General features: G+C 69.4%; 25 protein-coding genes, 2 tRNA genes and 1 other RNA gene. 16 read left to right on the forward strand and 12 right to left on the reverse strand.

Annotated features, from left to right (window positions below):
* Positions 1-122: 122 nt before the first annotated feature.
* The 5 genes from AB0B90_RS16310 to upp all read right to left on the reverse strand — a co-directional run bounded on the left by AB0B90_RS16310 (position 123) and on the right by upp (position 4,363).
* Positions 123-824, reverse strand: coding sequence for an FCD domain-containing protein (locus AB0B90_RS16310; protein WP_350941803.1), 702 nt, complete (start codon positions 822-824; stop codon positions 123-125).
* A 108-nt stretch (positions 825-932) separates the two neighbouring features.
* Positions 933-2,294: a helix-turn-helix transcriptional regulator gene (locus AB0B90_RS16315; protein WP_350941802.1), complete on the reverse strand. Its 1,362-nt coding sequence runs from the start codon at positions 2,292-2,294 to the stop codon at positions 933-935.
* Positions 2,295-2,423: 129 nt separating this feature from the next.
* Positions 2,424-2,954: a PH domain-containing protein gene (locus tag AB0B90_RS16320; RefSeq protein ID WP_344742919.1), complete on the reverse strand. Its 531-nt coding sequence runs from the start codon at positions 2,952-2,954 to the stop codon at positions 2,424-2,426.
* Between the two features lie 335 nt (positions 2,955-3,289).
* Positions 3,290-3,520 carry a hypothetical protein gene (locus AB0B90_RS16325; RefSeq protein ID WP_350941801.1) on the reverse strand — a complete coding sequence of 77 codons (231 nt, stop codon included), beginning with the start codon at positions 3,518-3,520 and terminating at the stop codon, positions 3,290-3,292.
* Positions 3,521-3,724: 204 nt separating this feature from the next.
* On the reverse strand, positions 3,725-4,363 hold the full coding sequence (gene upp / locus AB0B90_RS16330) for a uracil phosphoribosyltransferase (RefSeq protein WP_350943520.1): 639 nt from the start codon (positions 4,361-4,363) through the stop codon (positions 3,725-3,727).
* A gap of 177 nt (positions 4,364-4,540) precedes the next feature.
* Here upp and AB0B90_RS16335 point away from each other — a divergent pair, with 177 nt between their 5' ends.
* From AB0B90_RS16335 to AB0B90_RS16350, 4 genes are all read left to right on the forward strand, one after another.
* Positions 4,541-5,050, forward strand: a complete 510-nt coding sequence (locus AB0B90_RS16335) for a tRNA adenosine deaminase-associated protein (protein ID WP_362517691.1) — start codon at positions 4,541-4,543, stop codon at positions 5,048-5,050.
* A 16-nt stretch (positions 5,051-5,066) separates the two neighbouring features.
* Positions 5,067-5,555 carry a tRNA adenosine deaminase-associated protein gene (locus AB0B90_RS16340; RefSeq protein ID WP_350941798.1) on the forward strand — a complete coding sequence of 163 codons (489 nt, stop codon included), beginning with the start codon at positions 5,067-5,069 and terminating at the stop codon, positions 5,553-5,555.
* A 160-nt stretch (positions 5,556-5,715) separates the two neighbouring features.
* The gene (gene tadA / locus AB0B90_RS16345) at positions 5,716-6,195 is read left to right on the forward strand and encodes a tRNA adenosine(34) deaminase TadA (RefSeq protein ID WP_350941796.1); all 480 of its coding nucleotides are present in this window, start codon (positions 5,716-5,718) and stop codon (positions 6,193-6,195) included.
* Between the two features lie 24 nt (positions 6,196-6,219).
* A tRNA-Ser gene (locus AB0B90_RS16350) sits at positions 6,220-6,309 on the forward strand.
* Between the two features lie 53 nt (positions 6,310-6,362).
* Here AB0B90_RS16350 and AB0B90_RS16355 read toward each other — a convergent pair.
* The 3 genes from AB0B90_RS16355 to AB0B90_RS16365 all read right to left on the reverse strand — a co-directional run bounded on the left by AB0B90_RS16355 (position 6,363) and on the right by AB0B90_RS16365 (position 7,869).
* Positions 6,363-6,665: a type II toxin-antitoxin system VapB family antitoxin gene (locus AB0B90_RS16355; RefSeq protein WP_350941795.1), complete on the reverse strand. Its 303-nt coding sequence runs from the start codon at positions 6,663-6,665 to the stop codon at positions 6,363-6,365.
* A 71-nt stretch (positions 6,666-6,736) separates the two neighbouring features.
* A complete protein-coding gene (locus tag AB0B90_RS16360) occupies positions 6,737-7,603 on the reverse strand; it encodes a neutral zinc metallopeptidase (RefSeq protein ID WP_350941794.1) in 867 nt (288 codons plus the stop codon).
* 177 nt (positions 7,604-7,780) lie between these two features.
* Positions 7,781-7,869 (reverse strand) — tRNA-Ser (locus AB0B90_RS16365).
* Positions 7,870-7,952: 83 nt separating this feature from the next.
* Here AB0B90_RS16365 and ffs point away from each other — a divergent pair.
* An RNA gene (gene ffs / locus AB0B90_RS16370) (signal recognition particle sRNA small type) lies at positions 7,953-8,048 on the forward strand.
* A 29-nt stretch (positions 8,049-8,077) separates the two neighbouring features.
* Positions 8,078-10,300, forward strand: coding sequence for a DNA polymerase III subunit gamma and tau (locus tag AB0B90_RS16375; protein WP_362923166.1), 2,223 nt, complete (start codon positions 8,078-8,080; stop codon positions 10,298-10,300).
* A gap of 304 nt (positions 10,301-10,604) precedes the next feature.
* On the opposite strand, the gene AB0B90_RS16380 is transcribed toward AB0B90_RS16375, so the two are convergent.
* Positions 10,605-12,086, reverse strand: a complete 1,482-nt coding sequence (locus AB0B90_RS16380) for a GAF domain-containing protein (protein WP_350941791.1) — start codon at positions 12,084-12,086, stop codon at positions 10,605-10,607.
* 331 nt (positions 12,087-12,417) lie between these two features.
* On the opposite strand from AB0B90_RS16380, the gene AB0B90_RS16385 reads away from it, so the two are divergent.
* The 5 genes from AB0B90_RS16385 (at position 12,418) to AB0B90_RS16405 (ending at position 16,328) form a co-directional block, all read left to right on the forward strand.
* A complete protein-coding gene (locus AB0B90_RS16385) occupies positions 12,418-12,771 on the forward strand; it encodes a YbaB/EbfC family nucleoid-associated protein (RefSeq protein ID WP_329087916.1) in 354 nt (117 codons plus the stop codon).
* Positions 12,772-12,773: 2 nt separating this feature from the next.
* Entirely contained in the window at positions 12,774-13,373 is a 600-nt protein-coding gene (gene recR, locus AB0B90_RS16390; protein ID WP_350941789.1) for a recombination mediator RecR, read from the forward strand.
* Positions 13,366-13,899 (forward strand): DUF5063 domain-containing protein, encoded by a 534-nt coding sequence (locus AB0B90_RS16395; protein ID WP_350941788.1) that lies wholly within the window; start codon positions 13,366-13,368, stop codon positions 13,897-13,899. The genes recR and AB0B90_RS16395 overlap by 8 nt, the downstream gene beginning before the upstream one ends.
* Positions 13,900-13,989: 90 nt before the next feature.
* Positions 13,990-15,264: an aspartate kinase gene (locus AB0B90_RS16400; protein WP_350941786.1), complete on the forward strand. Its 1,275-nt coding sequence runs from the start codon at positions 13,990-13,992 to the stop codon at positions 15,262-15,264.
* The gene (locus AB0B90_RS16405; protein WP_350941785.1) at positions 15,261-16,328 is read left to right on the forward strand and encodes an aspartate-semialdehyde dehydrogenase; all 1,068 of its coding nucleotides are present in this window, start codon (positions 15,261-15,263) and stop codon (positions 16,326-16,328) included. Before AB0B90_RS16400 ends, AB0B90_RS16405 begins: the two co-directional genes overlap by 4 nt.
* A 457-nt stretch (positions 16,329-16,785) precedes the next feature.
* Here the strand turns inward: AB0B90_RS16405 and AB0B90_RS16410 are convergent, their stop codons facing one another.
* Entirely contained in the window at positions 16,786-17,313 is a 528-nt protein-coding gene (locus AB0B90_RS16410) for a hypothetical protein (protein ID WP_350941784.1), read from the reverse strand.
* An 856-nt stretch (positions 17,314-18,169) separates the two neighbouring features.
* On the opposite strand from AB0B90_RS16410, the gene AB0B90_RS16415 reads away from it, so the two are divergent.
* Positions 18,170-18,844 carry a TetR family transcriptional regulator gene (locus tag AB0B90_RS16415; RefSeq protein WP_350941782.1) on the forward strand — a complete coding sequence of 225 codons (675 nt, stop codon included), beginning with the start codon at positions 18,170-18,172 and terminating at the stop codon, positions 18,842-18,844.
* Positions 18,845-18,985: 141 nt separating this feature from the next.
* A complete protein-coding gene (locus tag AB0B90_RS16420) occupies positions 18,986-19,753 on the forward strand; it encodes a hypothetical protein (RefSeq protein WP_350941780.1) in 768 nt (255 codons plus the stop codon).
* 366 nt (positions 19,754-20,119) lie between these two features.
* Here AB0B90_RS16420 and AB0B90_RS16425 read toward each other — a convergent pair whose 3' ends face one another.
* Entirely contained in the window at positions 20,120-20,242 is a 123-nt protein-coding gene (locus tag AB0B90_RS16425; RefSeq protein ID WP_350941779.1) for a hypothetical protein, read from the reverse strand.
* A gap of 898 nt (positions 20,243-21,140) precedes the next feature.
* Here AB0B90_RS16425 and AB0B90_RS16430 point away from each other — a divergent pair.
* From AB0B90_RS16430 to AB0B90_RS16440, 3 genes are all read left to right on the forward strand, one after another.
* Positions 21,141-22,109 (forward strand): LLM class F420-dependent oxidoreductase, encoded by a 969-nt coding sequence (locus AB0B90_RS16430; RefSeq protein ID WP_350941777.1) that lies wholly within the window; start codon positions 21,141-21,143, stop codon positions 22,107-22,109.
* A gap of 4 nt (positions 22,110-22,113) precedes the next feature.
* A complete protein-coding gene (locus AB0B90_RS16435; protein ID WP_362923169.1) occupies positions 22,114-23,529 on the forward strand; it encodes an amidase in 1,416 nt (471 codons plus the stop codon).
* 140 nt (positions 23,530-23,669) lie between these two features.
* Positions 23,670-24,023 carry a YkvA family protein gene (locus tag AB0B90_RS16440; RefSeq protein WP_362923171.1) on the forward strand — a complete coding sequence of 118 codons (354 nt, stop codon included), beginning with the start codon at positions 23,670-23,672 and terminating at the stop codon, positions 24,021-24,023.
* Here AB0B90_RS16440 and AB0B90_RS16445 read toward each other — a convergent pair.
* Positions 24,004-25,200, reverse strand: coding sequence for an amidohydrolase family protein (locus AB0B90_RS16445; protein WP_350941772.1), 1,197 nt, complete (start codon positions 25,198-25,200; stop codon positions 24,004-24,006). The two genes, AB0B90_RS16440 and AB0B90_RS16445, sit on opposite strands and share 20 nt — an antisense overlap.
* Between the last annotated feature and the right edge of the window lie 68 nt (positions 25,201-25,268).

The raw sequence follows: 25,268 nt of genomic DNA on the forward strand, positions 1-25,268 counted from the left end.
CGCCCGACAACCCACACCGCCCCCGCCTCGCGGGTCCCCTCTCCCCGGCCGGGCGCACACATGTCGCGGGCTCCCTCACCATCTGGTGAGGGAGCCCGCGACATGAGAGGAAGAGACGGGGGTCAGAGAGGGAGCTCCTGCTCCTCCGTCAGGGCGATCAGGATGTGCTCCATGCACGCGTGGCCCGCGCGCTCGGCGGCGGCGGCGTCACCGACGGCGATGGCGCGGGCGATCGCCTCGTGCGGGATGTACGTGCTGTTCAGGGTGCTGTTCAGCGAGGTTCCCGCGGCAGTGATGCTGGCACGCAGCGCCGCCGAGAAATCCTCGTAGAGATCGATCAGCACCAGGTTGTGGGTGGCTCGGACGACCGCCATGTGGAAGGCGAGGTCGGCCTCGACGAACGCGTCGGGCTCTCCCAGCTCCCAGGCTCGCTCCCGCTCGGCCAGCGCCGCCTCGATAGCGGCGATGTCGGCGTCGGTGCGCCTGGTGGCGGCCAGTCTGGCGGCCTCCACCTCCAGCGCGCGTCGCACCTCCAGGATTTCGAGCTGCTCGGCGGTGCGCAGCCGCCGCAGCATGGCCCCGGAGAGCTCGCTGGTGGCACGGACGTACGTCCCGTCGCCCTGGCGGCACTCCAGCAGGCCGGCGTGGGTGAGGGCGCGCACCGCCTCACGCACGGTGTTGCGCCCGACCCCCAGTTGCTCGGCGAGCACGGTCTCGGTAGGAATCTTCGCGTGCATCTGCCAGGAGTTAGAAGTGATCTGCTCCTTGAGTTGATCGATCACTTGGTCGACGAGGGATGCTCGCTGCGCCGTACGCAGACTCACCGTCCGCCTCCTCCGGAGAAACCAATCATCCTACGAATCAATGACTGGTAGACCCTAGTTATTCCGGAGGCGCAAAAACAAATCTGGAACTCCAGGAGCGGGAACGTCTTAACGGACCAGCGCCGAATCGACCGTCACGCCCACCATCGCATCGCGCACTCCGGCAGCCTCAAGAGCCTTACGATACGCACCGGTCTGCTCTTCGACCACACCGGCCTGACCGTACAGGTCTCCGAGGTCACGCCAGACCCGGGCGGCCTCCCGGCCGGTGAAGGAGAACTCGTGCCGGACGTCGCTCAGCGACAGCTTCGCGGTGTCCAGGGCCATCGTGGCCTCGACGTCGTGACCCCGGGAGAGCGCGGCGCGGGCGAGAACCAGCTGCGCGGTCGCCCCGATGGGACCCGCCTGGCCGTCCAGCATGTCGAGAGCGGTTCTGGCCAGGCTGACCGCACCCTGGGCGTCGTCGACCCCCAGCTGGACGTGGGCGCGTACGACAAGGCTCCTGGCGTGTTCCTGGGCGTGCTCGGGGAATACGGCGAAGACCGCACTCGCGGCGGTCGCGAGCTCGCGGGCCTCGTCGAGCGGCTCGTCACCGGTGGAGGCGGCGAGACGCGCCCAGCCCATCGCGACGAGGGCGAGCTGCGAGGCCATCCGCGCCGGGCGTCCGGTCGCGATCGCGTCGTCGGCGAGACGGACGGCGAGCGCCGAGTCCTCACCGTCGGCGGCGGTGACGCTCGCCCGCCAGAGGGCGTGGATCTCCGCGGTGCGGTTGACCGCGGCGGGGACACCGTTGACCGAGAGGATGTTCCGAACGTAGGACATGCCCGGCGAGTCGGCCCCTCGAGTGCCGGTGATCTCCATCAGGGAGACGGCCAGCTCGACGGCGATCTCTCCCTGCGACAGGGGCAGCCGGTTGACCTCGCCGAGCGCGTGGACGGCGAGGTCGCGGGCGCGAAGGATGTCTCCGGCGAGGAAGTAGCAGCGGCTCAGCGCGACCGCCAGCGGCAGGTCGGCCAGACGCTCGGGGTGGGCGGCCGCCTCGTGCCGGAGCCGCTCGAACGCCTTCACCGCCGGGCCGATCTCGCCCTGGACCTCCAGCGCGCGTGCGCGGCCGAACCGCGCGTGCGCGGCCAGCATGACGTTCTCCTCGCCGGCGACCTTCACGATCTCGCCGAAGCGGTCAGCCGCGACGGATGGGTCGCCGTGGAGGAGCTCCAGCTCCGCGTGGCGCAGGCCGAGTTCGGTGTCGATGCGTTGCCGCGGCTCGATCCCGTGCAGCAGGAACTCGGTGGTGCATCCCAGTCGCTCGGCGAGCAGACGGGCGACCACGGGGGTCGGCGTCCGCTTGCCGGACTCGATGAGGGAGACATAACTGTCGGAAAGGTCCGGCCCTGCGAGCTGGGCCTGGGACATGCGCCTGCTCAGGCGAAGTCCGCGGACGCGGTCACCGATGGTTCCCTGACTCGGCATCTGATCTCTCAGGGCGAAGGATGGTCAATGTTCCTCGCCATGATTGCATGAAGCTGCCGAATCAGGTAACCCCGAGTGAAAAATCCTCACCGGAAAGTGTCAACGGCTCCTGCGCCCTTGACATGGACGTCAGTCGTCCGAGTCGTTCCCCCCGGGGAAGAGCATCTGGCAGACCTCCAGATAGAGGGTCTCCGGGTAGGGGATGTAGTTGACTCTCGACAGCGCCTGGTCCTGACCGGCCGATTCCAGGACGAACTCGCCGTATCCCAGCATTCGGCCGAGAATCGAGCGCTGGAAACTCATGTCGGTGACCTTGCCGAGCGGCATCATGTCGACCTTGCGGGTGATCAGCCCGGTGGTGAGCAGCATCCGCTTGGAGGTGACGACGAAGTAGTCGACGGACCACTCGGCGACCTTCCAGACGAAGCGGATCAGCAGCAGCAGCCAGGCCCACCAGACGACGACGAGCACGCCGCCCCCGCCCTGGTCACCGAACCACTTGCTCAGCAGTCCCGCGAGGATCAGGCCGCCGAAGACCTCGGCGACCGCGCGAAGCAGCACGGCCGGGTGGCGCCGCACCATGATGACCTGGTGTTCGTGGGGGAGTAAGTAGCGGTTGACCGACGAGGGGGCGGAATCCCCGTGGGTCACGAGCCTCATGACAGATGTGAGACGAATTGGGCCAGAGAATCGGCCGCCGTGTAAACCGTGTCCATGGCACCCTTCACCGCACTGGCCGCGTCACCTGGTCGTGTGAACAGGTAAAACGCCACAAATCCAATGGAACCGTACGTTAGGACCTTCTTGACCTGCACCTTGGCCTCCTACTACCGCTCACCCACTGCACCCGCATATACATTACCCAGGGCCATGCCGAGGTAAAGCGCATCGGCCGATATCGATCGATGCGGTCTTGTAAGCGTCGCGAGAAACCCCTCGAAGGTCCTCGCGGAGCACCTACCGTCCGACGCACCCGCCATCCCCTGTCGCCCGCGTCACCCGCGCTCACTCGCGACCAGCGCGAGGACCTCAAGGTGCTTGCGGGCGATCCGTTCGACCAGCGCCGGATGGGCGTGACCGACGACCTCCAGCGCTCCGTAGTGGGCCGCCTCTATGCAGCGGGTCACCGTGGCCGCCGGATGGATCTCCGAGAACTCGTCCCTGAGCGCGGCACTGAAGTCCGCGTACGGGTCCGGCTCGGTGTCCGGGATGATTCGCTCGCTCATGGTTCTCCCTGGTGTGCGCCCGCGGCCTCGGCGGACCGGGGACACAGAAGAGATATCTTCGCCACGCTTCGTACCCGGACAACCGCATTATGTAACGGCCGGTGAGTAGAAGAACCATCCTTCAAGGGAAAAGGATGGTGCTGGAATTGCCGGGTCGGTTCCCGGAGCGTTCCGGCGGGCGCCGTACGGGGAGTGGCGGGGGTCTCAGACGACGCCGTAGAGACGGTCTCCCGCGTCGCCCAGGCCGGGCACGATATAGCCGTGCTCGTTCAGCCGCTCGTCCAGAGCCGCCGTCACCAGGCGAATCGGCCTGCCGGTGCCGGCGAAGACCTCGTCGAGATGAGCGATTCCCTCGGGCGCGGCGAGCAGGCACAGCGCGGTCACGTCGTCGGCGCCCCGGTCGAAGAGGAACTTGATCGCGGCGGCGAGGGTGCCACCGGTGGCCAGCATCGGGTCGACCACGTAGACCTGACGGCCCGAGAGGTCGTCGGGCAGGCGGGTGGCGTAGGTCTCCGCCTCCAGCGTGGACTCGTTGCGGATCATCCCGAGGAAGCCCACCTCGGCCGTCGGCAGCAACCGGGTCATCCCCTCCAGCATGCCCAGCCCCGCGCGCAGGATCGGCACCACCAGCGGGTACGGGTGCGCGAGCCGCACACCTTCGGCGGGGGCCACGGGGGTTTCCACCGACCACTCGGTGACGCGGACCTGCCTGGTCGCCTCGTAGGCCAGCAGGGTCACCAGTTCGTCGGCGAGACGCCGGAAGGTGGGAGAGTCGGTGTTCACATCCCGCAGCGCGGTCAGCTTGTGAGCCACCAGGGGATGGTCGACGACCAGGGTTTCCATGGTGGTCAAAGGTATCCTGGACCGGCGGGCGGCGATGAGCCGGGGGACGACGGGCCACTCGTCGGACATCGTCCGCTCACTTCGGATTTGATCACAATTTGGTCGGAGAGGCCCACGTCGGTGCTTCGCTTCTGAAAGCATTGACCTCCGTAGAGAAAGCATTCGGTGGGGATGGCCATGTCAGACGAAGACTCACTGGACTTTGCCATCGTGATCTACCGCGAGGACGATCGCTGGGAGGCGGAGATGCTCCCGGTGGCGCTCACCTCCGACCTTGAGGGCCTCATCCACGCCCTGCGCCAGCAGCCGAGCACGAACGGCACGATTGGCCTTGTCGCCGTTGGGGATGAGTTCTTCGTGGCGCTACGGGTGTTCGGTGAGAGAGTCGAGGTTTTCCTCTCCGACATCGCCGCGTCCTGGGACTTCCCGCTCGCGCAGCAGGCGCTGGAATACCTGGACGTGCCGGTTCCCGACGAGGACGAGCTCGACGCGATCCTCCAGGACGAGGAGACGGCGCTCCCCGCGGGAGACCTCTCCATCTTCGCGGACCTGGGCCTCGACGAGATGGAGCTCGGCATCCTGTCAGGGGATATCGACCTCCTCCCCGAGGACGTCCTGTCGAGCATCGCCGCGCGGCTGGGGTTCTCCGAGCCGTTCGAACGCGCCATCGACTCTGTGTTCGGCTGACCTCGGGAGATCGGCCATGCCCTCCAGACCATCCAGCAGTGTGTTCTCCGCCGCCTTCGTCCGTACGGCGGACGGTTGGAACGGTGCGGAGATCGACCTCGGCGAGGCGGAGATCGTCGACGATCTCGGCGACGCCGTCCAGGAGCACCTGGGACTCACCGGTGACGAGCTCGCCCTGCTGTGCGTGGAGGTGGAGGACGAGTGGTTCGCGATCGTTCGATACCAGGGCGACCTGGAGCCGCGCACCTTCCTGTCCGACGCTCACGCGGGTCTCTCCGACGACCTGGGAGAGCTCTTCACCGAGCTCGCCGGGGTGGCGGTGGACAAGGACACCCCCGACCTGGGCGTGCGGCCCGCGGGTGACTTCGAGCTGCTGGAAGACCTCGGGCTGAGCTCCGAGGAGCTCGTCGAGCTCAGCATGGAGGAGGGCGCGCTGCCCGCGGACACGCTCTCGGTGATCGCCGAACGGCTGGCGTTCGGCGACGAGCTCGACCGGCTGCGGTGACGGGGCGCCGTGCCCGGCCCGGTGCCGACGGGCGCGCTGTGACCGCTGCGGATCCGCGCCTCACGGGCACGGCTTCGGGGACACCGGCCCGGCGCGGGCGTGCGACGACCGGTCGGGCGCCGACGGGCGTACGCGCCGATTCGGCGCCGGGGGACGTGTGATGACCGGCCTGACACCGGTGGGCTACGTCCCGGAGATGAGGCTCGCGCTGGCGGAGGCGACCGAGGCCGGAGCCCGCGGAGACGTGCCGGTCGGCGCGGTCGTCCTCGGCCCTGACGGCTCCGTGCTGGCACGCGCGGGAAACGACAGGGAGTTCTCCGTCGACCCCACCGCGCACGCCGAGATGCTCGCCCTGCGGCAGGCGGCGAAGGCCCGCGGCCAGTGGCGGCTGAGCGGCTGCACGCTGGTGGTCACCCTGGAACCCTGCACCATGTGCGCGGGGGCCGCCGTGCTCGCCCGGGTCGATCGGGTCGTCTACGGCGCCGCGGACCCCAAGGGCGGCGCCGCGGGGTCGCTCTGGGACGTGCTCAGGGACCGCCGCCTGAACCACCGGCCGGAGGTGCTCGGCGGAATTCTGGCCGACGAATGCGCGGCGGTTCTCACCGAGTTCTTCACCGCTCGCCGGATGCGCGAGCAATAGCGGTTATCCGGTAAGCTGCTCCGCGGTGGAGTCGCCTAGTGGCCGAGGGCGCACGCCTCGAAAGCGTGTGATGGGGCAACCTATCCGTGGGTTCAAATCCCACCTCCACCGCCACAGAAAAAGCCCCCGGGGCGCGTGAGCGCCCCGGGGGCTTTTCGTATGTCCCGTCAGCTCTCGGTGGGCAGGTCCAGGACCCGGGCGTGCAGGACCGAGCGCTGGTGCAGGGCGGAACGCAGCGCCCGGTGCAGGCCGTCCTCCAGATAGAGGTCGCCGCGCCACTGGACCACGTGCGGGAACAGATCGCCGTAGAACGTGGAGTCCTTGGCGAGCAGGGAGTGGAGGTCGAGCACCGCTTTCGTGGTGATCAGGGTGTCGAGCCGGACCTGCCGCGGCGGTATCTGCGCCCACTCGCGATGCGAGAGGCCGTGTTCTGGATAGGGCCGTCCGTCGCCGACCAACTTGAAGATCACAGTACGTAGTTTAGGAGAGAATCCCGCCCTCCGCCGGGCGGGTTCCCATCGTCGCAGCTCACAGGCCTTTTTTAGATGCTGCCGGCGAAGGTGTCGCATCTGGCCGGGTCGCCGCTCTCGTAACCGGTGGTGAACCACTTGACACGCTGCGCTGATGTCCCGTGGGTGAAGCCCTCGGGGTTGATCCGCCCCTGGGTCCGCTCCTGGATGCTGTCGTCACCCACGGCCGAGGCCGCGCTGAGCGCCTCCTCGATGTCCGTCTTCGTGAACGGCTTCTCGAACAGGCCGGTCTCGTACGCGTTCTTGGCCCAGGCGCCCGAGTAGCAGTCGGCCTGCAACTCCAGCCGGACCGAGCCGCTCTCCGGACCCTGCTGCGGGCCCTGCTGGGCCTTGGCGTTGGTGCCGAGGAGGTTCTGGACGTGGTGACCGTACTCGTGACCGATGACGTACGCCTGGGCGAAGGGGCCGCCCTTGGCGCCGAACTTGCTCTCCAGTTCCTTGAAGAAGCTGAGGTCCAGGTAGACCTGGCGGTCGGCCGGGCAGTAGAACGGGCCGACGGAGGAGTCGGCGGCGCCGCAGGCCGTGTCGACCTGGCCGGAGAACATGACGGTCTTGGCCGGCTCGTACCCCTGGACCGCCTTCGGCCAGTAGTCCTGGATGCTGTTGACCACGCCGACCACCCGGCACTCCTCGTTCTGGTCGGCGTCCTGCCCGGTCCTGCACTGGGCGGTGAGGTCGGAGCCCGTGCCCACCGGGGCCGGTTGGGAGGAGCCGCCGGTGATGTCACCGGGGTTTATCCCGAAGATCAGGGCCACGATGAGCGCGATGATTCCCGCCGCGCCGCCGCCGATCGCGATACCACCCCCGGGGATCCTCCCCCCGCCGCCACGGCTCTCGACCTGAGAGCTGTCCAGCTGGGCGTCATCCTTGAAATCCATCGCCCGATGTCCCTTCGATCCGCTTGGGGCGCTTCCCCTGCCCTGGGAGTGTCCCAACATGCCGGTAGGTGCAGGGGGAGGTGATGGCTTATTGCGTTACATGCCCATTTATCGGAGCAAATCCGGAAGGGAAAGCCGTAAGGGCCGGACCGCGGATGCGGTCCGGCCCTTACGGGGTGGCGGAGGATAGGAGATTCGAACTCCTGAGGGGTTGCCCCCAACACGCTTTCCAAGCGTGCGCCCTAGGCCAACTAGGCGAATCCTCCGTGGAGAAGCTTACCGAACTTTCCGAGTGGCGCGGACCACTGTTTTCCGACACCGACCACTCGGATCTGAGGCTAGACTGAGGGTCGACCCCTCGCGCGGCGTCATCCTGTGAACCTCCCCAGGGCCGGAAGGCAGCAAGGATAAGCGGGCTCTGGCGGGTGTGCGAGGGGTCTCTTCGTTGAGACCCCTCGCAGGTGGGATCGTCGCATGAGTCTTGCGCTGTACCGCAAGTACCGGCCCGGGACCTTCGCCGAGGTCAAGGGTCAGGAGCACGTCACCGACCCGTTGCGTCAGGCACTGCGCAGCGGGCGCATCAACCACGCCTACCTGTTCAGCGGGCCCAGGGGATGCGGCAAGACGTCCAGCGCGCGCATCCTGGCCCGCTCCCTGAACTGTGAGAAGGGCCCGACCCCCGACCCGTGCGGGGAGTGCGAGTCCTGCGTGGCGCTGGCGCCCACCGGCCCCGGCCACCTCGATGTCATCGAGATCGACGCCGCCTCGCACGGTGGTGTGGACGACGCCCGCGACCTGCGCGAGCGGGCCTTCTTCGCGCCGGTGTCCTCGCGCTTCAAGATCTACATCATCGACGAGGCGCACATGGTGACCCGCGAGGGTTTCAACGCGCTGCTCAAGCTCGTCGAGGAGCCTCCCCCGCACCTGAAGTTCGTCTTCGCGACCACCGAGCCGGAGAAGGTCATCGGGACGATCAAATCCCGGACCCACCACTACCCGTTCCGGCTGATCCCGCCGGCCGCGCTGCGCGCGCTCATGGAGGAGATCCTCACCTCGGAGAAGGTGCCGTTCGAGCCCGCCGCGCTCCCGCTGGTGGTGCGGGCCGGTGCGGGCTCGGCCCGAGACTCGCTCTCGATCCTCGACCAGCTGTTCGCCGGGTCGGACGAGGCGGGCATCACGTACGCCCGCGCGGTCTCCCTCCTCGGCTACACCGACGGCGACCTGCTCGACGACGTGGTCGCGGCCTTCGCCGGTCGTGACGGCGCGCAGGTGTTCCAGGTGGTGAACCGGGTGATCGAGGGCGGCCACGACCCCCGGCGGTTCGCGATGGACCTGCTGGAGCGCTTCCGGGACCTGGTGATCCTCGCGAATGTGCCGGAGGCGGCCACCAGCGGGCTGCTCGACCGGCCAGGCGACGAGCTGGAACGGCTCCAGGTCCAGGCGGCCTCCATGGGGCCGGCGGAGCTGACCCGCGCGGCGGAGATCCTCAACGCGGGCCTGATCGAGATGCGCGGGGCGGCCTCGCCACGACTGTTGCTCGAACTCATGTGCGCGAGAATCCTCCTTCCCGGCGCGGCCCAGGGTGAGGCCGCGCTGCTCACCCGCCTGGAGCGGCTGGAGAAGGGAGGAGCCGTCCCGGCTCCCGCTCCGGTCGCCCTCCCGCAGCGAGATCCCGCACCGGCGGTCAACCCGGCGCCCCCTTCGCGGACGGCGACACCCGCCGGCGCGCCCGCCGCCGCCGGGTCCGCCGGACAGGGCGACGACTGGCCCGCGGCGGCCAGGCCCGGCGCGCCGGGCCAGGGACAGGGGCGGCAGGGACAGCCTCAGGCGCCCGTCCAGCAGGCTCCCGAGGCCGCGGGCGCCTTCGTGCCGGCCGGCCAGGCGACGGCGTCCGTCTCGGAGGCGGGAGCCGGAACCGGAGCGGTACAGCAGGCCTGGCCGCAGGTGCTCGCGGCGCTCAAGCGGCGCAGCATCGTCGTGTGGGCCAACGTCAACACCAACGCCCAGGTCGTCGGGGTCGAAGGGAAGATCGTCACCCTCGGGTTCGCCCAGGTCGGTGCGATGAAGAACTTCACCGGTGGCGGCAAGGACGCGGTCGTCGCGGCGGTGCTGCAGGAGGTGCTGGGCGGAACGTGGAAGGTCGAGGCCGTCGTCGGCAACGGGCCCCCTCCCTCCGGCGGGAGCCGCCCTCCGGCCCCGAGGCACCCACCGGCCCCCCAGCACCCCGCACCCCAGGCCGACCAGACCTCCCAGAGCCAGGCCGCCCAGAGCCAGGCAGCACGGTCACAGCAGGCGCCCGCACGCCAGGCGCCCGCCTCCGGGCCGTCGTCGGCGGTCTCGCGAGAGGCTCCGTCAGGACAGGCCCCATCCGCGACGGACGAGTCCTGGCCGGACGCCCCCATGCCGGAGGACCCCGGCTCACCTCCCCCGCCCAGCTCCATGTCGAGCCCCGGTCTGGCCGCGGCCCGTTCCGCGGCGAAGGCGGCGGCTCAGGCCGGCCCAAGGGCCAAGACCGGCGCCAAGGCGGCGGCCTGGCCTGACGCGGTGCCTCCCCGAGGCGATCGCGGCACCGCACCCGACGCCGACGAGGTCGACCCGCTCAACGACGCGGACGCCGACGTCGACGCGCTCAGCGGCATGGCCCTCCTCCAGCGCGAGCTGGGGGGCCAGGTGATCGGCGAGATCGACCACACCTGACGGCGCCGGCACCACGGAACCGGCACCACCGGAAGGGATCCCGTCGCACGGGGCGTCACCGGCGATGCCCTGCCGGTCCGCTGCCAATCCGCTGCCCGGCCGCTGTCGCCACCGAAGTCGTCCGCGGTGCTCCATGGCGCTCCGCGGTGCTCCGGCCCTCAGGCCGGGAAGCGAGTCAGTCTCCCGACCCCTCGGCGAAGCGGGATCACGTCCCCGGACCCTGTGCGGAACCGGACCCTGTGCGGAGCGAGATCGGCCGTGCCGGCGGGTTCCGGGGCGAATCGGATCACCGGACACGGCGGGCTCAGGGCAGGCCGACGCCGCCGAGACGGATCCGGGCGGCCACCGCGCGGTGGTCGTGGCGGGGCAGCGCGACGACGAGGCGTTCGAGAATCTGGATGTCGTTCCTGCCGTGCTCGGTCTCCGCGTAGGCCCACAGGTCCTCGGGGCCTCCCCGCCGCAGCAGGCGGGCTCGTACCTGCCCCTCCAGCTCCTCCCGTTCGAGGCGCAGGGCGGGTGCCTCGGAGCGGGGCAGCAGGGGGCCGCGGTAGGCGCGGGCGACCGGGGCGGCCTCGTCGGCCGCGAGCAGCCGCTTGAGCTCCAGGAAGTCGGCCTCCACCACGCAGGTGAGGCGGTACGGCTTGGCGGCGATCGTACGGCCGAGCTGGGCGCGGAGCCGGTGGATCTCGGCGCGGACGGTCACCGGGTTGCCCGCGTCGCCGTACAGATGGAAGGAGAGCTGGGCGGCGGTCATGCCCCGGGGGTTGAGGGCGAGCATCGTGAGGATCTCGGCGTGGCGCAGGGAGAGTGACAGGCGGGCCCCTTCGAGGTGCGCCGTGGGGTGTTCCGCGCCGAGGAAGGACAGGGTGAGCACGGGGCCCCTGGCCGGGCCGGAGAGGCGGAGCAGGAAGCCGTCGCCGCCGAGTCCCTCCAGGAAGGCGCTCCGTCCGTCGGGCAGGATCACCCGGTCGCCCGTCTCCGGCAGGCGTACGCGGGCACCCCACTGGCGCGCGTCGTCACCGGCGATGATCCGCCCGGTCGCGGTGACCAGGGCGCCCGGTTCGCCGCGCAGCGTGCTCAGGTGCCGCTCGTGACGGCGTCTGAGCCGCTCGTCGCGTTCGAGCATGCGCAGGGTGAGGTGGTTCTCGGCCAGTCGCGCCGCGGCCTCGACGAGGGCGACGCTCGCCGGGTGCATGACGCGAGTCGTGCCGCTGACGTCGACGCAGCCCAGCAGGTCGCCGCTGTCGGGGTCGACGATCGGCGCGGCGGAGCACGACCAGAAGTGGAGCGCCCTGACCAGGTGCTCGGCGGAGAAGACGTGCAGGGGCCTCCGGGTGGCGAGCGCGGTGCCCAGGCCGTTGGTCCCGATCGCGCCCTCGCTCCAGTCGAAGCCGTCGGCCAGTCCCACCTCGTCGGCGCTGTCCATCGTCCGGCGGTTGCCGTCGCGCCAGAGCACCCTGCCGAGGGCGTCGGTGACGAGCAGGATCTGGTCGTCCGCGTCGACGGCCTCCAGAAGGGTCCCGGTGATGACCGGCAGAAGCCCGCTCATCGGGTGCGCCGAGCGGACCTCGTGGATGTCCTCGCCCTCGAAGGCGATGGGGGCCGACCCGGTGTCGGGGTCGACACCGGCGTCCAGCGATCGCCGCCATGAGGCGGAGATCACGCTTCTGGGTCCCTCGCCCGTCGGCCGCTCGCCCCTGATCAAGGTCTCGTGCAGACGTCGCAGCCGTGACGAGTAGGAGGCGAGGTCGGCCGTCTGGACGGCTCCACGGTGGCCGTCGCGCACATATCCCCCCGGAATAGAGCCGATGGCCGAAGCATCGGCGGTCGGGCCTGCGCTCGCAACCCGTTCGGCCAAAGAGGGTGTGCGAAGAGTGAGTGAACGACCGCAACGTGTGTGCAACCTTCGGAGGGTTACCTTCCGAGCACACGACGCCGTGTGCGGCCGCTCCGGCGCGTGTCGCGTCGGGTCTCGGGCGTCTGGAGGGGGGACCGAGGCCCGACGGGGGGTTTAATCCCCATCCAGGGGGAACGCGTGCTCAGTCGAGTACACAACACCCGGCCCGGACCCCGTAGGCTCGTGACGACCGATGTCACGGACGAGGAGCACAACGACGGTGAACCCAGGGGATGTCAACCTGCAGCAGCTGCTGGAGCAGGCACAGCTCATGCAGCAGCAGCTTGTGAGCGCCCAGCAGGAGCTGAACGACGCGGAAGTCGAGGGCTCCGCGGGCGGCGGACTTGTCGTGGCCACGGTCAACGGCGGGGGCGAGCTGCTCGAACTCAAGATCAGTCCTGAGGCCGTGGATCCCGGCGATCCCCAGGAGACGGCCGACACCATCGCCGACCTGGTCATCGCGGCCATTCGGGACGCCGTGCGCGCCGCCGCCGACCTGCAGCAGGAGAAGCTCGGTCCCCTCGCCCAGGGGCTGGGCGGCGGGGGCGGGCTCGGCCAGCTTCCCGGGTTCTAGGCATGTACGAAGGGGTCGTCCAGAATCTGATCGACGAGCTGGGCATGCTTCCAGGGGTCGGTCCCAAGAGCGCGCAGCGCATCGCGTTCCACCTGCTGGCCGCGGAGCCGGCCGACGTGAAGCGGCTCGCCCACGCCCTGCTCGAGGTCAAGGAGAGGGTCCGCTTCTGCCGGGTCTGCGGCAACGTGGCCGCGGAGGAGGAGTGCCGGATCTGCCGCGACACCAGGCGCGATCTTCACGTGATCTGCGTCGTCGAGGAGTCGAAGGACGTCGTGGCCATCGAGAAGACCCGCGAGTTCCGGGGTCGCTACCACGTGCTCGGCGGGGCGATCAGCCCGATCGACGGCGTCGGCCCCGACGACCTGAACATCAGAGAGCTCATGGCCCGCCTGGCGGACGGCCAGGTCACCGAGCTGATCCTCGCCACCGACCCCAACCTTGAGGGGGAGGCGACGGCGACCTATCTCGCCCGTCTGGTCAAGCCGATGGGATTGAAAGTGACACGACTGGCCAGCGGTCTGCCGGTAGGCGGTGACCTTGAGTACGCGGACGAGGTCACCTTGGGCCGCGCGTTCGAAGGAAGAAGGCTCCTTGATGTCTGACGATGCGTGGAGCGCTCTCGCGGAACGGATCGCGGAGCACGCGAAGAACTACATCGACGGACTGACCCGTCTGGCGGGCGGAGAGGGCGGCGACGCCATCCTGCCGCTGCTGCTGGTGGAGGTCGCGCAGGTCAGCTCGGCCGGCGCGCAGCTCGGCGCGAGCCAGGACGTGATCCTGTCGGGCAACTGGGAGCCGCACCTGGGTGAGGACCCGGACGTCGACGTCGTCCGTACCGCCCTCGCCGAGAGGCTGAAGCCGGTGGACGACTACGCCGAGGTCTTCGACCCCTACAAGGACACCGTGGTCACCCCGTACCGCCTGTCGGACGACCTGACGGCGGTGGCCGCCGACCTCCTGCACGGGTTGCGGCATCACAGGGCGGGGCGTCCTCTTGAGGCGCTCTGGTGGTGGCAGTACTCCTATTTCAACACCTGGGGCAACCACGCAGGAGCGGCGATGCGAGCACTTCAGGCGCTTGTCGCCCACACGCGGCTCGATGTCGCGGAGGAGCGCACAACGGTGTGATCGTCCACATGCTGGGTTGACCCGAGGGTCTCAGCGAGGGCGCCAGTAGACTGTGAGCTCCACAGCCCTAGATTGCTTCGGAGACATCTCGTGGCGCTCGTTGTTCAGAAGTATGGTGGTTCGTCCGTCGCCGACGCGTCCTGCATCAAGCGGGTCGCGCAGCGGATCGTCGCGACGAAAAAAGCCGGCAACGACGTCGTGGTGATCGTTTCGGCGATGGGCGACACGACGGACGAGCTGCTCGACCTCGCCCAGCAGGTCTCGCCGCTTCCGCCGGGCCGCGAGCTCGACATGTTGCTCACCTCGGGTGAGCGCATCTCGATGGCGCTGCTGGCGATGGCGATCGCCAACCTGGGTCAGGAGGCGCGCTCGTTCACCGGGTCCCAGGCCGGGGTGATCACCGACTCCTCGCACGGTCGCGCGCGCATCATCGACGTGACGCCCGGCCGGATCCGCGAGGCGCTCGACAACGGCCAGATCGCGATCGTGGCCGGTTTCCAGGGCGTCTCGCAGGACACCAAGGACATCACCACGCTCGGCAGGGGCGGTTCCGACACCACGGCGGTCGCGCTCGCCGCCGCTCTGAACGCCGACGTGTGCGAGATCTACACCGACGTGGACGGTGTCTTCACCGCCGACCCCCGCATCGTCTCCGCCGCCCGCAAGATCCCCAAGATCTCCTACGACGAGATGATGGAGATGGCGGCGTGCGGTGCGAAGATCCTGCACCTGCGCTGTGTCGAGTACGCTCGCCGATTCAGCCTGCCGATCCACGTCAGAAGTTCGTTCAGCACCAAGGAAGGCACGTGGGTCGTCTCCGACCCCGACAGCGAAGGAACAGAGATGGAGCAGCCGATCATCTCCGGCGTCGCGCACGACCGGAGCGAGGCCAAGATCACGGTTGTCGGGGTGCCCGACAAGGTCGGTGAGGCTGCGACGATCTTCAAAACGCTCGCCGACGCCGAGATCAACATCGACATGATCGTGCAGAACGTGTCGGCGGCGACGACCGGCCGGACGGACATCTCCTTCACGCTGCCCACGAGTGACGCCTCGGCCGCGCTCACCGCGCTGAAGAAGATCCAGGAGCGCATCGGCTTCGAGTCGCTGCTCTTCGACGACCAGATCGGCAAGATCTCGCTGATCGGGGCGGGCATGCGCTCGCATCCCGGCGTCACCGCGACGTTCTTCGCGGCCCTCGCCGACGCGGGGGTGAACATCGAGATGATCTCCACCTCGGAGATCCGTATCTCGGTGATCGTCGGGCAGGACGAGGTGGACACGGCTGTCAGCGCCGCGCACCGCGCGTTCGATCTCGATGTGGACCAGGTTGAAGCCGTGATCTACGGAGGTAGCGGGCGATGAGCCGCAAGCCCACTCTCGCCCTGATCGGGGCGACCGGTGCCGTCGGCACCGTCATGCGTGACATCATCTCCGGCCGCGAGGACGTCTACGGCGAGATCAAGCTCGTCGCGTCCGCCCGCTCGGCCGGCAAGGTCCTGCGGGTCCGTGACGAGGACCTCGTCGTCCAGGAGCTGGCCCCCGAGGTGTTCGACGGTGTCGACATCGCGATCTTCGACGTGCCGGACGAGGTCTCCGCGACCTGGGTGCCGATCGCCGCCGAGCGCGGGGCCGTCGTCATCGACAAGTCGGGCACCTTCCGGATGAACCCCGAGGTCCCGCTGGTCGTGCCGGAGGTCAACCCCGAGGCCGCGCGGGAGCGGCCGCTGGGGATCATCTCCACCCCCAACTGCACGACCCTGTCGATGATGGCCGCGATGGGCGCCCTCCACGAGGAGTACGGCCTGCGGGCGCTGGTGGTCGCCTCCTACCAGGCGGTCTCCGGCGCGGGCGTGGCGGGTTCGGCCCGCCTCTACGACGAGGTCGAGGCCCTCGCGGGTGACCGGACGATCGGGCAGACCGCCGGTGACGTGCGCAAGGCGCTGCAGAACAGGCTCGGGGACGAGGAGTCGCCGTTCCCGGCGCCGGTGGCGTTCAACGTCGTGCCGTGGGCGGGTTCGCTCAAGGACGGCGGCTGGGCCTCCGAGGAGATCAAGCTCCGCAACGAGTCACGGAAGATCCTCGGGATCGACGACCTGAAGGTCTCCGCGACCTGCGTCCGCGTCCCGGTGATCACCACCCACTCGCTCGCCGTGCACGCGACGTTCGAGCGTGAGATCACCGTCGCCGACGCCCACCGGATCCTTGAGGCCGCCCCGACCGTGGTCGTCATGGACGACCCGGCCAACGGCGTCTTCCCGACCCCCGCGGAGGTCGTCGGCACCGACCCGACCTACGTGGGCAGGATCCGCCAGGCGCTCGACTTCCCCAACACGCTCGACCTGTTCGTCTGCGGCGACAACCTCCGCAAGGGCGCCGCCCTGAACGCGGCGGAGATCGCCGAGTTGGTCGCGGCCGAGTTCGCGTAGTTTCTCCCTGGCCGTACGGCGGCGTGACGTCCTGCGACGTCACGCCGCCGCACGGCCTTCGCGGTCCTGAAGGCTCGGACCTCGGGCGACGGGATCCCGCGCGGCGGTGAGTCGTCGGTGATCCTGCGGGCCGGCGGAATCCGCGTGGCCGCGGGATCGGTGGGATCCGTACGGTCGCGGATCGAGGACCGGCGGGATCAGCCGGGCCGGCGCGGGTCAGGAGCGGCGGTGGCCCGGCCGACGGGAGCGCAGACCCGGTGGAACCCCGGCTCCGGGACGGATACCGGTGACAGCCTGGTTGAACGGCCCGGTCGAGTGGAATTCCGGTCAGACATCCCATCAGTGATCAAGGCCACTGACCTCGGGACTCGAACATCGGTCCAGCGGATGAAGGTGCTCACTCACCGGCGGCTACCGGGCACCGAGTCTGCCCGATCAGCTGACCCGGTGACCTCCATCAGCGGAAGAGAATGTCCCAGTGGTCCGCCTCGCGGGCGAAGAGGGGCCCCGAGGTCGCCGACTGGCCGTACAGGCGGGCTCCGTCACCTCGCACGCCCTGTAGTGGGTAGTTCTTCGTGATGTAGCGGTTGATGCATGCGTTGGGCTTTATGTCGAGCTTGTAGCCCTCGTAGTGGCTGTAGGGGCCGGGGGCGTGGCCCACCTCGGTGCCACCGGTGACGACGAGGGGGCAACCGCTGTGGCGCTTCAGCTCGATGGCGCTGGAGACGGTCGCGGATCGTACGGCCTCCAGCGAGGTGCAGTGCGGTCCGTTGCGGTTCGCGCACTTACCCGAGGAGAACCAGGTCAGGCCAGCTTCTCGCAGGAGCCGCTTGGCGTCCGTCTGCTGGAGCCGTATGGGCTGCTGGGCCTTTTGCGCCTGTTGCCGCTGGGCGGGCCTCGCCTCGGACGGCTTTTCGAGGACGGCGGAGACCTGCTCCTCAGAAGCGGCCGCGACCGGTGCCCGCGCGTTTTCTTCGGCCTCCACCGCGGCCTTTCCTCCGCTCCGGAGGGTGGCTTCCTCGGTTCGGGGGGGCGTCTGTCTCCCGACCGCGCCTGTCAGGGCGGCGGTGCGTGTTCGTGCGGTGGTTCCGGAGGGCCGGGGCGGTGCGTCCGCGGGAGTGGCCTCCTCGGGCCAGAGGGGGGCCGTGGGCTCCCGGCCGTGCTGAACGGCGATCGAATGACACAGTTCCCGAAGGTAGCGCCGGGAGGTTTCCAGGGTGGCGATGTCGTACACTCCGATGATCGTGGACCGGCGTACCTCCGCCGGGCCGGCCGCGACGGGCCGGCTCACGATCGCCGCGTCGGCCGACGCGTTCCCGCTCTCCGCGGTCGCGCTGTGGTGCGGGGCCGATGCGATGAAAGACAGCTGCAGAGCGAGCAGTGCTCCGGTGGTGAACCGGGCAGCCCGCTGCTTACAGGGACATGTCCCCATTTATGTATCCCTTGTCGCGGGAGCCCTTCCGCCAAAAGGATCAATCCCACCCCCGAACCCGGATGATCCCTCACGAAGAGTGATTTTTGCCCGGTAGTGGGAATGATCGGGCAGCTCGATGACCTGCTGAGACGGCGTTTTCGGCGATAAGTGACATATCCGTATTTGTCGTGCATGGCGCCACTATCGCGTCCTTGGCGGGGAGCGCGCCGGACGGGGACGGGGTGGCGCGACGGCGAGAGTGACGGAGCAATCACGGATATGAGTGGCGGGGGCAATGTGGCGCGCTTAAGGTCGTTCCCTGGGCTCATCCCCGGCGGTGCGGGACGGATGATCTAGGGTTCGTCCAGTGGAGAAAGACCGGATGAGCACGTTCTCCCAGCTCCAATCGATAGGTGACGAGCGCCCTATGACCGAGCCGACTCCGAGAACCCGTGGATCGGACAGGACCCGTGAGGTCATCGTGGAGACGGCCCTGCGGCTTTTTCGCGAACGTGGATACGAGGCGACCACCATGCGGGCCATCGCCGCCGAGGCCGGGGTCTCGGTGGGCAACGCCTACTACTACTTCGCCTCCAAGGAGATCCTGGTCCAGGCGTACTACGACCGGGCCCAGGCCGAGCACGAGGCCGCGTGCGAGAAACTACTGGCCACCGAGCACCGGTTCGCCGCGCGGCTGGCTGGGGTGTTGCGGGAGTGGGTACGGGTGTCCGAGCCGTACCACGAGTTCGCGGTGAAGTTCTTCAAGCACGCGGCCGAGCCGAACAACCCGCTCAACCCGTTCAGCGCCGAGTCCTCACCCTCCCGGGACGCGTCGATCGCGATCTATCGGCGGGTCGTGGAAGGGTCCTCCGACCGGATGGACAGCGAGCTGCGGGCCGAGCTTCCCGAGCTGCTCTGGCTGATGTCGATGGGCGTCGTCCTGTTCTGGGTGCACGACGAGTCGGAGGGGTGCCGACGGACACACCGGCTCATCGAGCTCACCGTCCCGCTGGTGGACCGCCTGGTGGGGCTCTCGCACCTGCCCGGACTGCGCGGGGTCGCCCGTGACTTCATCGCGGGGGTTCACGAACTTCGCGAATGAATCCCACGAAACTCCCTGAGGCCCCCTGGGACTTCACGAAACCGCGCTGAACCCCAAAGGAACTCCATGGAACTCCATGAACAACGGTATCGATCTGATTACTCTGAGTAGCTTATTCGATGACCGCTTCAAGGGAGTCTCATGGGCTGGGTAGCCGTGCTGGTGGTGGTGTCCGTCGCGATCGCGCTGATCGCGTTCAGGGTCCTCAGGAGAAAGGGGTACGACGACGGCGAGCACGGCGCGTCGTCCGTCGACTTCTCCGCCAACCTCGCCCTCGCCGTCTACCTGCTGGTGCTGGCCTACGCCGCGGTCCTGTGCCGGGACGCGCTCTCGGTGTCGGAGGCCGACGTCCAGGCCGAGGCCGAGAGCCTCACCGAGATGTACTGGTCGGTGGCGCCCATCCCCGAGGCGGCCCCCGTCCGCTCCCAGATCCGGCAGTACACCGCGCAGAGCATCGCCCTCGACTGGCCGCTCATGGCCGACAGCGAGATGTCCCCGATCCCCGGGCAGACCCTCGCGGACATGCGGGCCACGGTGCTCAGGCTCCGCCCGATCGGCGACGAGAGCAAGAACCTCCAGCAGGACACGCTCGACCGGATCTCCGAGGTCTCCCACGCCCGCGTGATACGGGGTGACGACGCGAGTGCCAGTCTGGAGAGCATCTTCGTGATCTCAATGATCCTCTCCGGCCTCCTGGTGATCGCGCTGCCCTGGACCCTCGGGGTGCGGCCCACGGCCTCGTCGATCATCGCCGACCTGGTCCGGGTGGCCGTGGTCGTCATCGGCGTGTGCTTCATCATCCTGATCAGCCACCCGTTCAGCGGGCTCGGTGCCGTCGACCCCGACGCGTTCGAAAGCGCGCAGCGACAGTACGACCAGATCGACGGCCACTTCCCCGCGCAGCCGTAGCCCTTCTTTCCCGTCACCGGTCCGGTCGTGGGCCGTTGCCCGGTGCGAACGTGTCCGGTCCGGTCGCTGCTCGGCGCGGATCCGGCCTGGCGCGGATGCGGCGCTGACGACGGCGCGGAAGCCCGCCGGTGGATCTCTCACCGGCGGGCTTCACGTACGTGCGGGCCCGCCTCGGGCGGGCGCCGGGGACACCGCGTGGATCTCCCGCGCGGGCTTCACCGTGAGGGCGGTCCCTGCCTCGGGCAGGCGTCGGGGGTACCGTGTGGATCTCCCACGGTGGGCTTCACCGTGAGGGCGAGCGTCGGGGACACCGTGTGGATCTCCCACGGTGGGCTGCATCGCCTGCGGGTCCGGCCACCGGCCGGGCTATCCGCGCCCCCTGCGGTTGAGCGCGGTGACCGCGCTGACCGAGATCACCCCGGTGAACATCACCAGGAGGACCAGCTTCCTGTCGGTCCCCTTGCGCCGCTCGGTGTAGCGATCGAGCACCAGTCGTTGCCGCAGGAGGGGAGGTGCACCGGAGGGCGTCGCCCTGGGCCGAGGAGTGCGACTCGGCGTCGGTGTGACGACCGTCTCGGGGGCGGAAACGGGGAGAGGCCGAGGTCTGGGGGGCGGGGAGGGCTCGGAGATGGGTGAAGAGGACGCGGTGGGGGTCGGCCGCTCCGGTGTGGGCTCCGGTGTGGGCACTGGCGTCGGCTCGGGTTTCGGTTCGGGCTCCGGCTCGGGCGCTGGTTTCGGCTCCGGCTCGGGTTTCGGCTTGGCCGGTATGTCCGCCGGGTGATCCGGCTTCGGCTCCCACCAGTGCCACCAGTGCCACCAGGGGGGTTCCCTGACGTCGAGCCTCGGCGGTGGCGCGGTCGGATAGTCCGGTTCGGGCTTCAGCGCGGGGTGCGGAGCGGTCGAGCGCCCGGTTTCCGGCTGCGGTCGACGGTCAGGGCCGGATGGAAGGCCGGATGGAAGGAGGGGCGAGGAGGACGGCCCTGGCTCGGGGAGCGGAGATCGGCCGGAGGTCGGGCTCAGGGCCGCGTGCGACATCCGGAGATGCGGGGTGTCTCGCGGGACGGGCGATCCCGTCCCGTCTTTCGCCCAACTGGGGTGCGTCCAGGTCAGCACGGGAATCGTCATGCAGCTCATGAGGGCCGCCACACTGAGCAGGCCCCGTCGCCGGCTCATCCGCCGATGTTTCGTCACCCAAGGTTTCTAACATCATACGGAAAGTGATGGGGTGTTAAGTGGCCGGTCGGTGTGGATCATTCTTTTGGTCACATACCGTCTGGTTGGTACGGTCGAGGCCATTGACGGCACCCGGATCGGGCCGGATTCTCCCTCGGAATATCGTTTCGAGGGAGGGTTCCCGGCTGCGATCGCAGAACACGGAGGCGGCACGATGACCACAGGCCCACGCTGGGGTATGACGATTCCCTTCTACGACCGTTCGCTCGCCGCCTCCAAGGACCTGATCGCCGAGCTTCCCGGACTCGGCTACACCGACGCCTGGTCCGCCGAGGTCAACGGTGTCGACGGCTTCGTACCCCTCGCGATGGCCTCGGAGTGGGCCCCGGGGATGCGGCTCGGCAGCGCGATCGTCCCGGTCTCCACCCGGGGGCCCGGCCTGCTCGCCATGTCCGCCGCCACGCTCGCCGACCTCGCCCCCGAACGTTTCGTCCTGGGCATCGGGGCCTCCTCGCCGGCCATCGTGGAACGCTGGAACGCCGGGGAGTTCGTCAAGCCGTTCGCCAGGACCAGAGACACCCTGCGCTTCCTGCGTGGAGCCCTCGCGGGCGAGAAGATCAGCGAGCGGTACGAGACGTTCGAGGTCAAGGGCTTCAAGCTGGAGCGCGCCCCCAAGATTCCGCCGAAGATCGTGCTCGCCGCGCTCCGCCCCCGCATGCTGCGTCTGGCCGCCGAGGAGGCCGACGGCGCGATCACCAACTGGCTCTCGCCCGAGGACGTGCGGAAGGTGCGGGCCGAGGTCGGCCCGGAGACCGAGCTGATCGCCCGGCTGTTCGTGTGCGTCGGCGAGGACGCGGAGAAGGCGCGCGAGCTCGGGCGCTGGATGCTCGCGAGCTATTTGACCGTCCCGGTCTACGCCGCCTTCCACGACTGGCTGGGGCGCGGCGAGGTGCTGCGGCCGATGCACGAGGCATGGGCGGCCGGAGACCGGCAGGCGGCGCTCAAGGCCATCCCCGACGAGGTCGTGGACGATCTCATCGTGCACGGCGACGCGGCCACGTGCCGGAGCCGGATCCGGGAGTATGTGCGCAACGGCCTGGACACCCCGATCCTCGCTCCCATTCCCGGGGGCGGGGTCCCGATCGCCCAGGCCGTACGAGATCTGGCCCCCGTCGAGGAGTGACCCTTTGTACGACCTGTTGAAGCTCGACGCCCTCGGGCAGGCGCAAGCCGTGCGGAAAGGGGAGATCTCCCCGAGGGAGCTCGCCGAGGCGGCGATCGCGCGGATCGAGGCGTGCGACGGCGCGATCAACGCCGTCGTCCACCGCAGGTTCGAACGGGCCCTGGCCGAGGTGGGCGAGGTCGATCCCGAGGCCCCCTTCGCGGGCGTGCCGACGCTGCTGAAGGACCTGGGCTGGAGCATGGCCGGGGAGCCGTACCGCGCGGGATCGCGCACCCTCGACGGGATCTTCGCCGAGCGCGAGGGGTACGCGGTGACCAGGCTGCGCCAGGCGGGGTTCACGATCCTGGGACGGACCAACACCTCCGAGTTCGGCACCGCGATCACCACCGAGCCGGTGGCGTTCGGCCCCACCCGCAATCCGTACGACCTTCGTTACAGCAGCGGAGGATCGAGCGGCGGGTCCGCCGCGGCGGTGGCGTCGGGCATGGTCGCGGTCGCCACGGCGAGCGACGGCGGCGGGTCGATCCGGATCCCGGCGAGCATGTGCGGGCTGGTCGGGTTGAAACCCGGCAGGGGCAGGGTGAGCTCCGGCCCGTCCGCGGGCGAGCCCTGGGCCGGTTTCTCGTCCGCGGGCCTGCTCTGCCGTACGGTGCGGGACAGCGCGGCGACCCTCGACGTGATCGCCGGGACGATGCCGGGCGACCCGTACGGCGCGCCCGCCTGGAGACGCCCGCTCGCCGAGGAGGTCGGGGCGGATCCCGGGCGGCTGCGGATCGGTTTCCTCACCGAGCACCCGGACGGGGACGTCCCTTCGGAGCCGGACCTGGTGGCCGCGGTCACCGAGGCGGCCGGGTTGCTGGAGGCGCTGGGTCACGACGTCGAGCCGGGAGGACCCTCCGCGCTCGCCGAGGACGGCTTCGCCACGCACTTCGGCACGATCGTCGCCGCCCACGTGGCCGCCGATCTGGAGGACATCGGGCGCTGGCGCGGCAGGCCCGTCGAGTTCGACGAACTGGAGGAGCGCAACCGGATCCTGGGGGCGGCGGGCAGGAAGCTCGACGCGGTCGGCTACGTGACCTCGCGCGACTGGATCGACGGGTTCAGGCGGCGGATGGCCGCCTGGTGGGAGTCGCACGACCTGCTGCTCATGCCCTCCCTGGGGGTGGCGCCCTTCCGCCTCGGCCGGTTGCCCGCCGACGACGTCAGCACCTCGCGGGGCCGCACCAACCGCGCGGTGTCGTTCACCTCGCCCGTCAACGCCACCGGGCAGCCCGCGATCTCCCTGCCGCTGCACTGCACGGCGGACGGCCTGCCGGTGGGGGTCCAACTGGTCGCCGCCGCGGGGCGGGAGGACCTGCTCGTCCGGGTGGCCGCCCAGATCGAGGAGGAACGGCCCTTCCTGCACACGGCGATGCGCTGACCGTCCTGTCCGCCGTCCGGGAACCCAAAGGTGTCCGGGAAGCCAAGGGTGTCCGGGAACCCAAGGGGGAAATCACACGTTATATCGTGAGGCGGCGGGGTAGTACGCAGCCAGACGAACGTGGTTCCGAGGAGGATTCCATGGCGAAGGTGGCGCGCGCGGCGCAGACGTGGCGGGCATACAGAGAGGTGACGAAGCCGGGTTCGCCCGGTCTCGGCACCCGTCTCCGCGCCCTCCCCAGGATGATCGGCGCGGTCATGAACGGGCGGTATCCCGGCATGACCAAGGGCAAGCTGGCCATGATGGGTCTCGGCGTTCTCTACATCATCTCGCCAATCGACCTCGTCCCCGACTTCCTGGTCCTCGTCGGGGTGGCCGACGACTTCGGCGTCTTCCTGTGGCTGATGGGCTCCCTGCTCGGCGAGGGCGGGCGCTACGTCGACTGGGAGCGCGAGGGGATCGGACGCGAGGGGATCAGATCTGTTCCATCCTGAGCCAGGCACGTGAGGGCAGCGGGTGGCCGAACAGGCGGGCGGCGTTGCCGTAGGCCACCCGGGCGATGTCGGCGGGCGGCAGGCTGCCCAGGTTCGTCGCGATGGCCTGCTGGGTGTCGGGCCAGGTGGAGTCGGAGTGCGGGTAGCCGCTCTCCAGCAGCACGTGCTCCAGCCCGACGGCGAGCCGAACCCCCGACAGGGCATGGTCGTTGAGCGTGCCGAAGAAGAAGTTTCTCCGCAGCACCTCGCTGGGCTTCAGGCCGCCCTCCCACGAGGCCTCCCCCGCCACGGGGTGGTCGAGCGCGTAGTCGGCCCGTTCGGCCAGCATCGGCAGCCAGCCCACGCCGCCCTCCACGATCAGGATCCGCAACGCGGGGAAGCGCAGCGGGACGCCCGACCAGAGCCAGTCGGCGCAGGCGAACATGGCGCTCGCGGGCATCAGGGTGGTGATCGCCTCGATCGGCGTGTCCGGAGAGGGGACCGGAGCCCAGGAACCGGCACCGGCGTGCAGGCAGACGACGGTGCCCGTCTCCTCGCACGCCTGGAAGAACGGGTCCCAGTGGTCGCTGTGGATGGACGGCAGGCGCAGCCGGGTGGGGAACTCGGGAAAGAGCACCGCCTTGAAACCGCGCGCGGCGTTGTCGCGGATCTCCTTGGCGGCCACCTCGGGGTCGGTCAGCCAGGGCAGCTGCAGGGCGATGATCCGTTCCGGGTAGGTGCCGGCCCAGACCTCCACGTGCCAGTCGTTCCACGCGCGCAGGACCGACAGGCCCAGCTCCTGGTCGCGGGTCTTGGCGAAGACCATGCCGGACTGCCCGGCCAGCATGCCGGGGAAGCACAGCGCGGCCCAGACACCGGCACGGTCCATGTCCTCGATCCGGGCCTCGACGTCGTGGCAGCCGGGACGCATGTGCTCGAACCGCACAGGATCGAGCGTCCACTGCTCGCGGGGCAGGCCGGCGCCCACGTCGAGCCCGGCGCAGGGGTAGGTGGCCCCGCCGTAACGCCAGACCTGGTGACCTGAGTCGGTCTCGACCACCTTGGGCGCCAGGTCGGCGTATTTCTCCGGCAGCCGGTCGTCGAACATGTCGGGCGGCTCGATCAGGTGGTCGTCGGCTGAAATGATCACATAGTCCCGCCGCCTTGGCTCGGGATCGGGGAGCAGCGGCGTAGTCACACGGTCAACCGTATTCCGCTGGAATAACACTCATCAAGCCGCAAGGTCTCCGCTTGGTATCTCTGTCT

Source organism: Streptosporangium sp. NPDC049078 (assembly GCF_040648855.1).
In the GTDB taxonomy this organism is placed as follows: Bacteria; Actinomycetota; Actinomycetes; order Streptosporangiales; family Streptosporangiaceae; genus Streptosporangium.

Coding starts and splice junctions, on each gene's coding strand:
- AB0B90_RS16315 (WP_350941802.1), bottom strand. CDS start 2,294: ATGCCGAGTCAGGGAACCATCGGTGACCGCGTCCGCGGACTTCGCCTG.
- AB0B90_RS16320 (WP_344742919.1), bottom strand. CDS start 2,954: ATGAGGCTCGTGACCCACGGGGATTCCGCCCCCTCGTCGGTCAACCGC.
- AB0B90_RS16325 (WP_350941801.1), bottom strand. CDS start 3,520: ATGAGCGAGCGAATCATCCCGGACACCGAGCCGGACCCGTACGCGGAC.
- upp (WP_350943520.1), bottom strand. CDS start 4,363: ATGGAAACCCTGGTCGTCGACCATCCCCTGGTGGCTCACAAGCTGACC.
- AB0B90_RS16335 (WP_362517691.1), top strand. CDS start 4,541: ATGTCAGACGAAGACTCACTGGACTTTGCCATCGTGATCTACCGCGAG.
- AB0B90_RS16340 (WP_350941798.1), top strand. CDS start 5,067: ATGCCCTCCAGACCATCCAGCAGTGTGTTCTCCGCCGCCTTCGTCCGT.
- tadA (WP_350941796.1), top strand. CDS start 5,716: ATGACCGGCCTGACACCGGTGGGCTACGTCCCGGAGATGAGGCTCGCG.
- AB0B90_RS16360 (WP_350941794.1), bottom strand. CDS start 7,603: ATGGATTTCAAGGATGACGCCCAGCTGGACAGCTCTCAGGTCGAGAGC.
- AB0B90_RS16375 (WP_362923166.1), top strand. CDS start 8,078: ATGAGTCTTGCGCTGTACCGCAAGTACCGGCCCGGGACCTTCGCCGAG.
- recR (WP_350941789.1), top strand. CDS start 12,774: ATGTACGAAGGGGTCGTCCAGAATCTGATCGACGAGCTGGGCATGCTT.
- AB0B90_RS16395 (WP_350941788.1), top strand. CDS start 13,366: ATGTCTGACGATGCGTGGAGCGCTCTCGCGGAACGGATCGCGGAGCAC.
- AB0B90_RS16405 (WP_350941785.1), top strand. CDS start 15,261: ATGAGCCGCAAGCCCACTCTCGCCCTGATCGGGGCGACCGGTGCCGTC.
- AB0B90_RS16415 (WP_350941782.1), top strand. CDS start 18,170: ATGACCGAGCCGACTCCGAGAACCCGTGGATCGGACAGGACCCGTGAG.
- AB0B90_RS16420 (WP_350941780.1), top strand. CDS start 18,986: ATGGGCTGGGTAGCCGTGCTGGTGGTGGTGTCCGTCGCGATCGCGCTG.
- AB0B90_RS16430 (WP_350941777.1), top strand. CDS start 21,141: ATGACCACAGGCCCACGCTGGGGTATGACGATTCCCTTCTACGACCGT.
- AB0B90_RS16440 (WP_362923171.1), top strand. CDS start 23,670: ATGGCGAAGGTGGCGCGCGCGGCGCAGACGTGGCGGGCATACAGAGAG.